At 67.4% G+C, this 12,276-nt stretch carries 14 protein-coding genes; 7 read left to right on the forward strand and 7 right to left on the reverse strand.

Annotated elements, in window-relative coordinates:
• Window positions 1-52: 52 nt before the first annotated feature.
• Window positions 53-466, reverse strand: coding sequence for a hypothetical protein (locus UK23_RS17860; RefSeq protein WP_156213192.1), 414 nt, complete (start codon window positions 464-466; stop codon window positions 53-55).
• Window positions 467-526: 60 nt separating this feature from the next.
• Here UK23_RS17860 and dapE point away from each other — a divergent pair, with 60 nt between their 5' ends.
• The 3 genes from dapE to UK23_RS17875 are packed head-to-tail and all read left to right on the forward strand — an operon-like array spanning window position 527 to window position 2,921.
• Window positions 527-1,594: a succinyl-diaminopimelate desuccinylase gene (gene dapE / locus UK23_RS17865; protein WP_045312689.1), complete on the forward strand. Its 1,068-nt coding sequence runs from the start codon at window positions 527-529 to the stop codon at window positions 1,592-1,594.
• A gap of 17 nt (window positions 1,595-1,611) precedes the next feature.
• Complete coding sequence (locus UK23_RS17870) at window positions 1,612-2,388, forward strand: TIGR00730 family Rossman fold protein (RefSeq protein WP_156213193.1); 777 nt, start codon at window positions 1,612-1,614, stop codon at window positions 2,386-2,388.
• Window positions 2,370-2,921 carry a TIGR00730 family Rossman fold protein gene (locus UK23_RS17875; RefSeq protein WP_045312691.1) on the forward strand — a complete coding sequence of 184 codons (552 nt, stop codon included), beginning with the start codon at window positions 2,370-2,372 and terminating at the stop codon, window positions 2,919-2,921. Before UK23_RS17870 ends, UK23_RS17875 begins: the two co-directional genes overlap by 19 nt.
• On the opposite strand, the gene UK23_RS17880 is transcribed toward UK23_RS17875, so the two are convergent.
• Window positions 2,892-3,944 (reverse strand): winged helix DNA-binding domain-containing protein, encoded by a 1,053-nt coding sequence (locus UK23_RS17880; RefSeq protein WP_052684772.1) that lies wholly within the window; start codon window positions 3,942-3,944, stop codon window positions 2,892-2,894. The genes UK23_RS17875 and UK23_RS17880 overlap by 30 nt on opposite strands.
• 10 nt (window positions 3,945-3,954) lie before the next feature.
• A complete protein-coding gene (locus UK23_RS17885; protein WP_045312692.1) occupies window positions 3,955-5,448 on the reverse strand; it encodes a CocE/NonD family hydrolase in 1,494 nt (497 codons plus the stop codon).
• A 118-nt stretch (window positions 5,449-5,566) separates the two neighbouring features.
• Here UK23_RS17885 and UK23_RS17890 point away from each other — a divergent pair, with 118 nt between their 5' ends.
• Both UK23_RS17890 and UK23_RS17895 read left to right on the forward strand, forming a co-directional pair.
• Window positions 5,567-5,905: a hypothetical protein gene (locus UK23_RS17890; RefSeq protein ID WP_045312693.1), complete on the forward strand. Its 339-nt coding sequence runs from the start codon at window positions 5,567-5,569 to the stop codon at window positions 5,903-5,905.
• A complete protein-coding gene (locus UK23_RS17895; protein WP_052684773.1) occupies window positions 5,905-6,816 on the forward strand; it encodes a glucosyl-3-phosphoglycerate synthase in 912 nt (303 codons plus the stop codon). The genes UK23_RS17890 and UK23_RS17895 overlap by 1 nt, the downstream gene beginning before the upstream one ends.
• Here UK23_RS17895 and UK23_RS17900 read toward each other — a convergent pair.
• The 4 genes from UK23_RS17900 to UK23_RS17915 are packed head-to-tail and all read right to left on the reverse strand — an operon-like array spanning window position 6,748 to window position 11,139.
• Complete coding sequence (locus tag UK23_RS17900; RefSeq protein WP_045312694.1) at window positions 6,748-8,040, reverse strand: amino acid ABC transporter ATP-binding/permease protein; 1,293 nt, start codon at window positions 8,038-8,040, stop codon at window positions 6,748-6,750. The two genes, UK23_RS17895 and UK23_RS17900, sit on opposite strands and share 69 nt — an antisense overlap.
• Window positions 8,037-9,386: an ABC transporter ATP-binding protein/permease gene (locus UK23_RS17905; protein ID WP_045312695.1), complete on the reverse strand. Its 1,350-nt coding sequence runs from the start codon at window positions 9,384-9,386 to the stop codon at window positions 8,037-8,039. Before UK23_RS17905 ends, UK23_RS17900 begins: the two co-directional genes overlap by 4 nt.
• Complete coding sequence (locus tag UK23_RS48740; RefSeq protein WP_052684774.1) at window positions 9,356-9,979, reverse strand: cytochrome d ubiquinol oxidase subunit II; 624 nt, start codon at window positions 9,977-9,979, stop codon at window positions 9,356-9,358. The genes UK23_RS17905 and UK23_RS48740 overlap by 31 nt, the downstream gene beginning before the upstream one ends.
• Window positions 9,979-11,139, reverse strand: a complete 1,161-nt coding sequence (locus UK23_RS17915; protein WP_045312696.1) for a cytochrome ubiquinol oxidase subunit I — start codon at window positions 11,137-11,139, stop codon at window positions 9,979-9,981. The genes UK23_RS48740 and UK23_RS17915 overlap by 1 nt, the downstream gene beginning before the upstream one ends.
• 118 nt (window positions 11,140-11,257) lie before the next feature.
• Between UK23_RS17915 and UK23_RS17920 the strand changes: the two genes are divergently transcribed.
• Together UK23_RS17920 and UK23_RS17925 are read left to right on the forward strand one after the other, a co-directional pair.
• On the forward strand, window positions 11,258-11,596 hold the full coding sequence (locus UK23_RS17920; protein WP_045312697.1) for a PadR family transcriptional regulator: 339 nt from the start codon (window positions 11,258-11,260) through the stop codon (window positions 11,594-11,596).
• Window positions 11,596-12,273 carry a permease prefix domain 1-containing protein gene (locus tag UK23_RS17925; RefSeq protein ID WP_156213194.1) on the forward strand — a complete coding sequence of 226 codons (678 nt, stop codon included), beginning with the start codon at window positions 11,596-11,598 and terminating at the stop codon, window positions 12,271-12,273. The genes UK23_RS17920 and UK23_RS17925 overlap by 1 nt, the downstream gene beginning before the upstream one ends.
• Window positions 12,274-12,276: the final 3 nt, after the last annotated feature.

Genomic DNA, 12,276 nt, shown 5'->3' on the forward strand with positions numbered 1-12,276 from the left:
CCATTGGGTCGCCTCGCCTTCGGCATCGGCTTGAGGCCGCCTTCGGCGGGGGCTAGTCCGGTACGTCTGCGCTGAAGTAGAGGGAGCCCAGGTCGCCCCTGGTGGCGATCAGGGCTTCGTTGCACTTCGACTGGCGGGCGTCGGTGCTGGAGATGTTGTCGACTTTGACGTCGCTGCACTTGTGGGCCTCGAAGTCGCCTACTGCGGTCATCAGGCGGGGGAGGACCTCGCTCACGTCGTCCTGGACGCGTTTGCCCTGCAGGGCCTTGTCCAGTTTGCGGGTCATCGAGCTCACTCGGGTCATCCACGCCGCGCAGTCCGCTGGGGTGCCGCTGTACTGCGAGCCGCACGGAGCGGTGAAGAGGGTGCGGATCTCGCCGCACTGGCGGTCGCAGGCGGCCGGGGCCTCGCCGCAGCCCGTGGTCATGAGGAGCGAGGAGATGACCAGGAGTGTGCGCTTGATCACGCAGCGCACGGTATCGGCTGAACGGACCAGTGCCCAAGCTGGCTGAGTAGGGTGAACGCCGTGTCCGACACCCTTGATCTCTTCGCTGACCCCATTGAGTTGACGACTGCGTTGGTGGATGTGCGCAGCGTGTCCGGGGAGGAGGCGGAGATCGCGGATCTTGTCGAGCGGTCCCTGAAACTTCACGCGGGGCATCTGGAGATCACCCGATCGGGGAACGCGGTGCTGGCGCGGACGAACCTCGGGCGGGAGCGGCGGGTGGTGCTGGCCGGGCATCTGGACACCGTGCCGATCAACCAGAACTTTCCGAGCCGGCGCGAGGGCGAGATCTTGCACGGGTGCGGGACCGTGGACATGAAGGGCGGGGACGCGGTCATGCTCGCGATCGCGGCCCGCAGCGCTGAGGCGCGGCACGACCTGACGTTCGTGTTCTACGACTGCGAGGAGATCGAGGCCGAGCGCAACGGGCTCACCCGGATTCAGCGGGATCTTGAGGAGTGGTTGAGGGGCGACCTGGCGATCGTTTGTGAGCCGTCCAACGGGACGGTTGAGGCCGGGTGTCAGGGGACCATGCGGATTGAGATCAAGACGAGCGGGAAGCGGGCGCACACCGCGAGGGCGTGGATGGGACAGAACGCCATTCACGGCATGGGTGAGGCGTTGCGGCGGCTGGAGGCGTATGTGCCTCGGCAGCCTGAGATCGACGGGTGTCATTACCACGAGGGACTGCAGGCCGTGAAGATCAGCGGTGGCGTCGCGGGCAACGTGGTGCCGGACGAGGCCGTGCTCACCGTGAACCACCGCTTTGCGCCCGACCGCACTGCGGAGCAGGCCGAACAGCACCTGCGTGAGGTGTTCGAGGGCTTCGACGTCACGGTCACGGACGTTGCGGGCGGGGCGTTGCCGGGACTCAACGCGCCTGCCGCGCAGGAGCTCGTGCGGGCGGCCGGGGGGACGCCGGTGGCGAAGCTCGGGTGGACGGATGTGGCGCGGTTCGCGGCGTTGGGGATGCCCGCGGTCAATTTCGGGCCTGGGGATCCGACGTTGGCGCACACTCAGGAAGAGAACGTGCCGGTCCATCAGATCACCGGGTGTTTCGACGTGCTTAAGCGATTTTTGCTTGCCTGATCACTAATATCTCAGCGATGACGGAAGAGAAGAACGGTGTTGTGGACGAGCGTCCCAAGGAGAAGATGCGCGGGCCGGTCGTGCTGCGGCGCGAGCGCCGGGACGAGTTGACCACGACGGACCAGCGGTTGCTGGATTCTCGTGGGCCCTCGGACTGGGTGCACACGGATCCGTGGCGGGTGCTGCGGATTCAGGCTGAGTTCGTCGAGGGTTTCGGGGCGCTGGCCGAGGTGCCCAGTGCGGTGACGGTGTTCGGGTCGGCGCGGACCGGGCGGGACCACCCCGAGTACCAGACCGGGCGGGATCTCGGGAAGGCGCTGGCCGAGGCCGGGTTCGCGGCCATCACCGGTGGTGGGCCCGGTGCGATGGAGGCCGTCAACCGCGGGTGCTCGGAGGCCGGCGGGTTCTCGATCGGGCTCGGCATCGAGCTGCCGTTCGAGCAGGGGCTCAACCCGTGGGTCGACCTCGGGGTGAACTTCCGGTACTTCTTCGTGCGCAAGACGATGTTCATCAAGTACTCGCAGGCCTTCATCTGCCTGCCGGGCGGCTTCGGCACGCTGGACGAGCTGTTCGAGGCGTTGACGTTGGTGCAGACCAAGAAGGTCACGAAGTTCCCGGTGGTGTTGTTCGGGAAGTCGTACTGGCAGGGGCTGTACGACTGGATCAGGGACTCGGTGCTCGAAGGTGGCAAGGTGGGGGAGAAGGACCTCGCGCTGCTGCACCTGACGGACGACATCGACGACGCGGTGCGCGTGGTCAAGGAAGCACACCAGGCATGGGCGGACTCGCACTGATGTATGTCGCTGTGTACTGCGGGTCGTTGAGCACTGTTCCGCAGAGCTATGTCGACCTCGCCGCCGAGGTGGGGCGCCAGATCGCGGCTCGCGGCTGGAACCTCGTCTGGGGTGGCGGGCAGACGTCGATGATGGGCGCGGTGGCCCGGGAGGCCCGGGCCGGTGGGGCGCACACGTACGGTGTGATTCCCCAGGGGCTGGCCACGCGGGAGATCGCGGACCGGGAGTCGACGGAGCTGCACGTCGTCGACACCATGCGCGAGCGCAAGAAGATGATGGACGACAAGGCGGACGCGTTCCTCACGTTGCCCGGTGGCATCGGGACCGCCGAGGAGTTCTTCGAGGTGTGGACGGCCGGGGTGCTGGGCATGCACCGGAAGCCGGTCGTGCTGCTGGACGTCGACAACCACTACAAGGGACTCGTCGAGTGGCTGACCGAGTTGCGGGACAAGGGTTTTGTCTCGCACGCCGCGTTGAAGTCGCTCGTGGTGACGGACGACGTGTCAGTTGCTCTTGACGCTTGCGTCGTTTAGTCCCTTGGCCTGAGCGAGGATCTGGGTCTCCGGCAGGAGATCCGGCAGCGGGCGGTACGGCGTGGCCGTGACCTCGAACCGCTTGCCGGACACCACCCTGCCCTGCCAGGAGCCCGCGATCTCGCCGTCGACCAGGATCGCGCCGCGACGGCCCAGGATGCGGAAGATGTCCTTCTGCGCGGCCTTGTCCGGCAGCAGCAGGTCGCGGTCGCGAGCCTGCAGGTACGGGTCGGTCGGCGGGAGCAGGCGGACGTCCGGTGGTTCGGCGTCGGCGATCTCCACGTCTTCCGGCAGCCACGCCTGTTGACCCTCCACGGTCACCTCGATCAGGCCTTCCGCGGGCCACTGCTTCTTGACCTCGCGGGTCGTGGTGCCGAAGTAACTGGCCACTTCGGACGGTCCGGCCGGGCCGTGCAGGGTCAGGTAGCGGTGCACCAGCTCGTGGAAACCGGCGGTCTTGCGCGGGACGCCCGGCCAGCCGTGGATCCGTTCGAACGTCACGGTCTTCTCGTCGGGGATGATCCGCAGGCCGGCCGGCAGTGCGCCGAGCCGGAAGATCGGGTCGCTGACGTGCTCGGTCTGGCAGCCGCGGCAGGCCTCGACGGTCTGCCTGGGCGCCAACGGGGTCAGCGCCTTGCTGAGATCGCCCTTGGTCATCGGCTTGGTGACGATGGACCGCATGGCCGTGGCGATGTGCCGCAACGACGCCAGCATGTCGTCGACCTTCGGGCGCGAAGCCCGGGCCAGGGCGTCCTTGTCGCTCCACGGCCACAGCGCGCGGGCGAACGCCTTCAGTTCGCCGGCACGGTGCAGGTGGGGTGCGCCGCGCACGGACCAGGTCACGACGAACTCGTCCACGGAGGGCTCAGCGAGACGGGCGGCGAGGCTCAGCACGGCCGAACCGGAGGTGTTGTCCTGGACGCCCAGGGAGAACACCGCCAGTTCGGCCGCGCCTGCGACCCGCCGGTCCAGCTCGTGCTGATGGATCCGGTGGAAGAGCACCTGCTGCCGGGTGAAGTCCACCCGGACATTCTTACGCCTTGGGCACCGTCAAGCTCGACGGTCCGAAGGTGACGGACGATCCCCGAGTCGATTCCGTGACATAGCGCGGGTCCACGGTGTCGATCACCAGTGCGAGCCGGTCGCCCGCTCCGACGTTCCACACGGTCGGTTCCAGCTCGACGTCCAGCGTCTGCGTGCGGCCCGCGCCGGTCACCTTGATCGGCTTGTGCGTGATCAGCGAACCGAGACCGAGCGGTCCGACCTCGTACAGGTAGGCGAACAGCGTGGTGGTCTCCGCGCTGGGCGTCACCTGCAGCCTGAGCTTCGGCGTGCCGGCGAGCGTTGCGCCGCTCCAGTACTGCGGGCCGCTCCACACGCCCGCGAGGTTGCGGTCGACGAACGGCAGCGACACCCCGGTCGGGATGTTCAGGAACCCTTGCAGCGCACCGGAGAGCAGGATCGTGCCGCTGTCGGCGACGGTGTTCCAGCCCGCGTAGATCTTCTTGCCGTCGAGCTGCATCGTGTCCGCGTTGCCCGCCGGCCACGCGCCGAACTTCTTCCACGTGCCGCCGTTGTTGGGCTTGAGCTGCACCGGCTGTTCGGCGTCGACGCCGTTGGCCGAGCCCTTGACGTAGCGGTCGAACCAGCGGCCGACCGACTCCCAGATCTCGTTGGGCAGACCGGCCGCGCCGAACAGTTCGGCGGTGGCGTGGTCGCCCGGCGAGAGCATGAGCCGCTTCGGGCCGGTGAGCTTGCCGTAGAAGTCCGCGATCTGGCCCGGCGCGAAGATGCCGTCGTTCCAGGCGTTGCCGAGCAGCACGGCGGTGCCGTTGGCGTTGATCTGGTCGATCTTGGAGGCTGCGGAACGGCCCGCGGAGATCGGCACGACCTCCCAGAACCTGCCGTCGCGGTAGGCGTCCTCGGCTTCGTCGAGGACGGGTCCGGGACGTCCGGTGGCGTGGCCTGCCGCGAGCAGCACCTCGACGGCCTGCTTGTTCACGGTGTTGTTCGGGTAGAGCGAGCGGGCCAGGTCGGTCCACGTGCTCAACGCCGCCGCGGCCTTGATGCGCTTGTCGTTCGCCGCCGCAAGCAGCGATTGACCGGCGCCGTAGGAAATCCCGGCGACGCCGACTTTCGTGCCGTCGGCTTTCGCGTTCGCGATGGCCCAGTCGATGACCTTGCTGACGTCACCGACGGTGTCCGGACCGGCGATGTCGATCTCGCCGCCGGAGTCCCAGAAGCCGCGGCTGGTGTAGCTCACCACGACGTAGCCGGACTCCTTGGCGAGCTTGGCCGCCGCGCCGACGTACTCGATGTTCGGGACCGCCCAGCTGGACGGCATGACGAGCAACGGGAAGGGCCCGTCGCCGATTCCGGTCGGTTCGACGACGAAGGCCTTCAGGGTGGTGCCACCGACGCCGGAGATCGACTTGTAGGAGATGGTGCTTCCGGGAGCCGCGTTCGCAGCAGGAGCGCCGAGCAGGGTGGTGAGGAGTACCAGGACTAAAACAAGTGATCGTCGCACGCTGGTCCTCCTTGACCATGACGTAGATCACACAGGGTTGTTACTGGGGAGTAAAGCAGATTGCTACTCGCGGGTAGCAAGACCGTGTGAGCCAGCTCACTGTTTTACGCTGGGTGGCATGAACCGATTCCGCGTCACTGAGCTGCCGAAAGACCGCGTTCTGGTCGTTGCGCATCTGACCAGCGCGGACGCTTTGGGTCAGACCATTGACGACGGCGCCGACGTCGTGGAATTCGACGGCGAGCTGGAATTGCCGACGCTCTCCGAAACGTTGGACGTGGTGACGATCCCGGCGGGGGACGAGGATTTCACGCTCGCGGCTGCCACAGTGGCTGCGATGTCCGGAGTACGCGCCATTCGTGCATCTGACGTGCGGCAGGCGAGGAAGGTCGTGGAGATGGTTGCGAGCGTGACGGGGACCCGTCCGCCTGCCCGAGCGGTGCGGGCACTGGCCTGATGCTGCCCGCCGTCGAAGCCTGGTTCGCCACGCACACCTGGCAGCAGCCGTCCTGGACGGTTGACGAGCTGGTGGCGTTGAAGCGCGGCCGGACCGTTTCTGTCGTGCTGCCCGCGTTGAACGAAGAAGCCACCGTCGGCGATGTCGTTTCGGTGGTCCGGCCGTTGCTCGGGACGTTGGTCGACGAGCTCGTGGTGATGGACTCTGGGTCGACCGACAGGACCGCGGAGGTGGCGACCGCGGCCGGGGCACGGGTGGTGCGGCGCGAGGACGTGGTGCCGAGCCTTGCGCCGTTGCCCGGCAAGGGTGAGGTGCTGTGGCGGTCGTTGGCTGCCACTTCCGGCGATCTGATCGTGTTCCTGGACTCCGATCTGGTGGATCCGGAGACCGCGTTCGTGACGGCGTTGCTCGGGCCGTTGCTGGACGTTCCGGACGTGCATCTGGTGAAGGGCTTCTACCGGAGGCCGTTGCGGTTGGAGAGCTCCGGTGGCGGGCGGGTCACCGAACTGGTGGCGCGGCCGTTGCTGAACACTTTGCGGCCGGAGCTTTCCGGTGTGGTGCAACCGCTCGGCGGCGAGTACGCGGCGACTCGGTCCTTTTTGGAGTCCGTGCCGTTCGCTGCCGGGTACGGGGTGGAGATCGGGTTGTTGCTGGACGTGCACCGGATCTACGGGCTGTCCGCGCTGGCTCAGGTGAACCTGGGTGTGCGCAAGCACCGGAACCGGTCGTTGCTGCAGCTCGGCGTGATGTCCTCGCAGATCATGGGGACCGCGCTGGCCCGGTGTCAGGTGCCGATGGAGTCCGGGCCGTTGACCCAGTTCGTGCAGGTCGACGGTGAGTGGCTACCCGACTCGACCGACGTGCTCGTCGCGGATCGGCCCCCGATGGTGCACGTGGTCGAAGAGCGCTAGCTGCTCTTCGCGGTGGGTGACGACGAGTGCTGTGCCCTGGCAGTTGTCCAGGATCTTCTTGAGCACTCGGTCGGCCTGCTCCGGGTCGAGGCCTTCCGTCGGCTCGTCCATGAGCAGGACTTCCGGGTTCGCCAGAACTGATCTGGTGAGGATCAGGCGTTGTCGTTGACCGCCGGAGATCTCCTCGCCGCGTTCACCGACCACCTGGTCCCAGTCGAGGTCCAGCTCGGTGATCCGGGCTGCTCTGTCGAGTTCCTCCTGCGTGGCATCGGGTTTGGCCAGCAGGACGTTGGTGCGGACCGTGGTGTGGAAGACGTGTGCGTCCGCCAGCGCGCCCTTGCTGGGTTCGAGGCGGCCGGCGATGGCGTTGAGCAACGTGGTCTTGCCGATGCCGCTCGGGCCGACGATCGCCGATCTGCCTTGCAGCTCCGGGGATTCCGGCGTGTAGGAGGGCTCGGTCTCGTCGGTGGTTTCCGGAGTCGGTTTGGTCATCGTCGCGAGCGGGATGGTGATCTCGAACGTCGCGATGGCGGCCATGATCAGCCAGGCGGGCTCGTGCTGGGCGAGCATCAGGAGTGCCGCGCCGAACTGGACGGCGATCGCGAGCGGCGTCAGATCGCGGATGCGTTCCTTGCGGGACAACGTTTTCGCGGTCTTGGTGGCATGAGCGAGTTTCTCGTCGAAGAGGCCGTAGGCGACAAGTTCTTCTTTGCTGTGCACCAATTCGGTGGTTTGTTCGGTCAGCTTGGCGCGCAACGGGGTGAGGTCTTCTGGCTTGCGGATGGCGAGCCACGGGAGCAGTACGACGTTGATCAGCAGGCCGATCGCGAGGGGGATTGAGAAGACTGCGACCGCTCCGCTCACCAGCGCCGCGGTGATCCACGGCAGGGTGACGCGGAGCTTGGTGTCGAGGTGCTGGTCGACGTTCGTGACGATGCGGGTCAGCGCGGTGCCGGACGGGATGTGGCGGCGGTTCGCGAGGTCGTCGTAGACGCGGCCGCGCAGTTCGACGGCCTCGCTGAGCACGGCTTTGTGGCTGGTCAGGCGTTCGAGGTAACGGAGGGCGCCCTTGGCGAGCGCCAGCGTGCGGACCGCGACGATCGCCACGGTCAGCGCCTGCATCGGCGGGTGCTCGGCGGCGCGCATGATCAGCCAGGTCGCCGTCGCGGTCAGGCCGACGCCGGCCAGTTCGGCGAGCGTTCCGACGAGGATCGCGAGCTTCACACCGTCACCACCCTGTCGACCTCGTTCAGCAGCGTCGGCCGGTGCGCCACGATCACCGCGGTCCTGCCTCTCGTGAAGTCGCGCGTTGCCTGGAGCACCAGCGCTTCGGTGTCCGCGTCGAGGTGCGCGGTCGGTTCGTCGAGCAGGAACAAGCCCGCTTGCTGCCGGTCCAGCGCCTTGGCGAGTGCGACCCGTTGTTGCTCACCGGACGAGAGGTTCGCGGGCACGAGAGTGGGGCGTTGCGGCACCCACGACAGCGCTTCCAGCCAGGCCTTTCGGTCGATCTCGCGCAGGTCGACGCCGCCGACGAGCACGCGGCCGTCGTCGGGCTGCACGAAACCCAGCAGCAGTCCCAGGACCGTGCTCTTGCCCGCGCCGCTCGGTCCGACCAGCGCGATCCGGTCGCCGGGCTTGATCGTGAGCGAGAAGTTCTTGAGGCTGCGAACACTCACGTTGTCGAGCACGATCTCGGCTCCAGCCAGGTCCGGCGGCCTGGTTCCTGTGGTTTCGGTGTACGTGGGCACTTTCGCGAGCACTTCGCGGCCCTGAGCGCTAGCGTGATACTGCGCTCCGGCGGCTCGCAACGGCAGAAACGCCTCCGGGGCGAGGAAGAGCACGAGCAGTGCGGTGAACAGCGGGACTCCGCCGTCGAGCAGCCTGAGTCCGATCGGCACCGCGACCATCGCCACCGACATCGTCGCGACCAGCTCCAGCACGAACGCCGACAGGAACGCGACTCGCAGCGCGGACATCGTCTCGGTCATGTGCTGGGCAGCGAGTTTCCGGACCGTCGTGGACTGCGCCTCGGCCCGCCCGAACGCCCGGAGCGTCCCGATTCCCTTGACCACGTCGAGGAAGTGACCGCCGAGCGTGGCCAGCGCGGCCCACTGACGGGCCGTGCGCTCACGGGTGTGCGCGCCGACCAACGCACCGAAGATCGGGATCAACGGCAGCGTCAGCGAGATCGTCAACGCGGCCGTCAGGTCGGCGAAGGCGAGCCGGATGACCACCGCCAGTGGAACCGCCACAGCCAGGATCTGTTGCGGCAGATAGCCGACGACGTACGGCGTGACGTCGTGCACGCCTCGGGTGACCAACGTGGCGACCTCACCGGCTTTGGTTCCCGGCGAGCGCAGGAAGGCCTCGCGAAGCCGCAAGCGGGTGCGTTCGGCAGCGCGGTGAGCCATCGCGCGGTGCACCCACCACGCGAGCACCCGCAGGCCGATGACCAGGCACAGCAGGAGAAAACCGGATCCACCGCTCAGCACCGACGCCAGGAGTTCGGCCTGGGCCAGCACCAGGAACGGGATCGGGATCAGCGCGAGGAGATGGCGACGATCGACCATTGCAGCAACACCACCAGCGGAATGATCGGGATCGCGACCCATGCGAGCAGGCCGAGTGTGTTCGTGTGCGCCATGAGTCCGGTGACGTCGATCGAGCTGAACGCGAGCGGAATGGGCAGAGCGCACAGCAAGGCGGTCAACGGGAACAACTTCCACTGCCGGGTCTGGAACACCCAGCCGTGCACCGCGAACAGCACCGGCATGACCAGGGCGACAGGCCAGGGCGCATGAAGCAGGTGCGCGAGGAAAAGCCCCCAGCCAACCGAAACCATCAGCGCGCCGGTGAACACCAGCCACGACCACAACCGCAGCTGCACGGCCGCCATGAACAGCACCAGCCCGGCCAGGACCAGCGTGAACACCGAATGCGCGCCGGACAGCAGTTCGCCTTCGAGTCGCGGGAACGCCGCGAACAGCACCCCGATCGCGGCGACCAGCCACACCTCGTTGCCCAGGAAGAACGGCGTCATCCGCCGCAACGTCTCGTCGCGCCGGCGGAACGGCAGCAGCAACCCGGTGCCGTAGTCGAAGCCCGCCAACGAGAAATAGCCCACGGTGAGAACCCCGAGCACGACCAGCCAGAGCGTTTCCATCAGAGGGTCACCACCAACGGCGAGACGGGAGCGGGCGCGACGTCCGGACCGCGGCGGACCGCACGTGCGATCAACGCCCAGTCAACGCAAGCCAGCAGCACGAACAGGGACGTGAACACGATGAGCGACAACAGGATCTGCGAGGCGTCCACGTGGGACACGGCGTCCTCGGTCCGCAACAGCCCGTAGACCAGCCACGGCTGGCGCCCGATCTCCCGGAACATCCACCCGAAGATCGCCGCCGTGAACGGCAGCGGAATGCCGATCACCATGAGGTACAACGGAAAGCGCATCCGGATCACCGCGTCCTTGATCAGCAGCGGCAACGTGAACCAGCTGACCGTCGCGAGCGTCATCCCGATGAGGATCATGAACCCGAGCGGTGCGCCGATCCACGGCGCCGCCTCGCTCTTGCCCGGCTGGTACTCCGCGATGACCGGGAACTGGGCGAACCCGGCTCCCATCAGCGTCGGCGTGGCCAGCGCGGTCGTGATCACGCCCATCCGCAACGAACGGCGGAAGAAGTCGACCTCTGGCGTGCGCTTGATGAAGTGGTAGGCGGAAACCCCGGTCAGGAAAACGCCACCGACCGTGAGCGACGCGAAGACCACGTGCGTCAGCGCCGCGGTGAACGTCGGGTTGGTCAGCAGGGCGGAGAAGTCGTCCAGCCGCAACACGTTCCCGTCGAGCCGGTAGCCGACCGGGTGCTGCAGGAACCCGTTCGCCGCCATGATCCAGAACGCCGACGCGAACGCGGTCAGCGCGGTCAGGTACAGCAGCGCGAGGTGCAGCCAGCGGTTCATCCGGCCCCAGCCGAAGATCCACAGGCCCAGGAACGTGGACTCCAGGAAGAACGCGATCAGCGTCTCCATCGCGAGCGGCGCCCCGAACACGTCGCCGGCGTAGGTCGCGAGGCCCGACCAGTTCAGCCCGAACTGGAACTCCATGACGATGCCCGTGACGATCCCCAGCGCGTAGTTGATCACGTAGATCCGGCCCCAGAACCGCGTCATCCGCTCGTGCACGGGCGCTCTGGTCAGCGTGTACCGGGTCTGCATGATCACCAGCAGGCTCACCAGACCCAGCGTGAGCAGCACGAACAGGAAGTGGAACGACGTCGTCGTCGCGAACTGGAGGCGGGCGAGGTCTGCTGCGCTCATGAGTAGGGAAGCTATATGTAGCGCGCCTACACATCGAGCGTTTTGGCGGGAAGTCAGGGAGATATCAGGGGCGTCTCAGGGGTCCCCGGAGAAGGCCGCATCAGTAGAGTCGCTACTCATGAAGCCCGACGCGCTGCGTGGTCATCTGGACGCGTTGCTGCTGGCGACTCTGGACGGCCGCGAGCTGCACGGTTACGCGATCATCGAGGCGTTGCAGCAGGGCAGCGGGGGTGCGCTGGACCTGCCGACGGGCACGGTCTACCCGGCGCTGCGCCGGCTGGAGCGCGCAGGGCACGTGGTCAGCGACTGGAGCACGGTCGGCGGCCGCAAGCGCCGCACGTACAAGCTGACGTCGGCGGGCCTGCGGGCGCTGAACGCCGAGCGCAGCGCGTGGCAGGAGTTCACCACGGTCATCGGCGGCGTACTGGGGGGTGACGGCAAGTGGGCGCAGACGTGATGAGCACAGACGTGATCGAGCGGTACGTGACCGATCTCGGGTCACGGCTGCAGGGATCTCGCCGGCAGGTGCGCGACCTGCTCACCGAGACCCGCGACAGCCTGACCGACGCCACCGAGGCTCACCTCGACCGCGGTCTGGACGAGGAAACGGCCCAGCGCAAGGCGGTCGAGGAGTTCGGCCCGGTCCGCGAGATCGCCGGGGAGTACCAGGCGGAGCTGGCTGTCGCGTACGGCGCGCGCACGCTGATCTGGCTCGCCATCGTGCTGCCGGTGATGCACGCGGTGTGGGAGATGGGCCGGATGTACTTCATCGGTCCGTGGCGGGACTTCGGCGGCCCGGTGCCGTCCTGGTACCTGTGGATCGCCAAGGCCAACGACATGACCAGCGGGATCTCCGCCGGCGTCGCGCTGGTGGCGCTCATCCTCGGCCGGGTCCTGGCCCGCCGGGTCGACGCGAGGTTGCTGGCGAGGATCGGCGGGGCGACCGCGCTGGTGTCCGTGTTGCTGGTGGTCCTCGGCAACGTGGCCATCCTGACCGCCACCTGGGGCGTCGATCCGCAACGGCTCGTGCAGTCGTTGCCGATGTCGATCGCGAGCTTCATGACGTGGGCCGTGATCATTCGGCTCGGTCTGCTCGCTCGCCGCTGCCTGAGCTGTGCCACGATCGTCGCTTGAATG

Source organism: Lentzea aerocolonigenes, from assembly GCF_000955955.1.
GTDB lineage: Bacteria > Actinomycetota > Actinomycetes > Mycobacteriales > Pseudonocardiaceae > Lentzea > Lentzea aerocolonigenes_A.

Excerpts from the sequence above, each read along its gene's own strand:
- UK23_RS48740 (WP_052684774.1), bottom strand. The coding sequence starts at position 9,979 with ATGGAAACGCTCTGGCTGGTCGTGCTCGGGGTTCTCACCGTGGGCTAT.
- UK23_RS17870 (WP_156213193.1), top strand. The coding sequence starts at position 1,612 with ATGACGGAAGAGAAGAACGGTGTTGTGGACGAGCGTCCCAAGGAGAAG.
- UK23_RS17875 (WP_045312691.1), top strand. The coding sequence starts at position 2,370 with ATGGGCGGACTCGCACTGATGTATGTCGCTGTGTACTGCGGGTCGTTG.
- UK23_RS17905 (WP_045312695.1), bottom strand. The coding sequence starts at position 9,386 with ATGGTCGATCGTCGCCATCTCCTCGCGCTGATCCCGATCCCGTTCCTG.
- UK23_RS17920 (WP_045312697.1), top strand. The coding sequence starts at position 11,258 with ATGAAGCCCGACGCGCTGCGTGGTCATCTGGACGCGTTGCTGCTGGCG.
- UK23_RS17890 (WP_045312693.1), top strand. The coding sequence starts at position 5,567 with ATGAACCGATTCCGCGTCACTGAGCTGCCGAAAGACCGCGTTCTGGTC.
- UK23_RS17895 (WP_052684773.1), top strand. The coding sequence starts at position 5,905 with ATGCTGCCCGCCGTCGAAGCCTGGTTCGCCACGCACACCTGGCAGCAG.
- UK23_RS17925 (WP_156213194.1), top strand. The coding sequence starts at position 11,596 with ATGAGCACAGACGTGATCGAGCGGTACGTGACCGATCTCGGGTCACGG.
- UK23_RS17915 (WP_045312696.1), bottom strand. The coding sequence starts at position 11,139 with ATGAGCGCAGCAGACCTCGCCCGCCTCCAGTTCGCGACGACGACGTCG.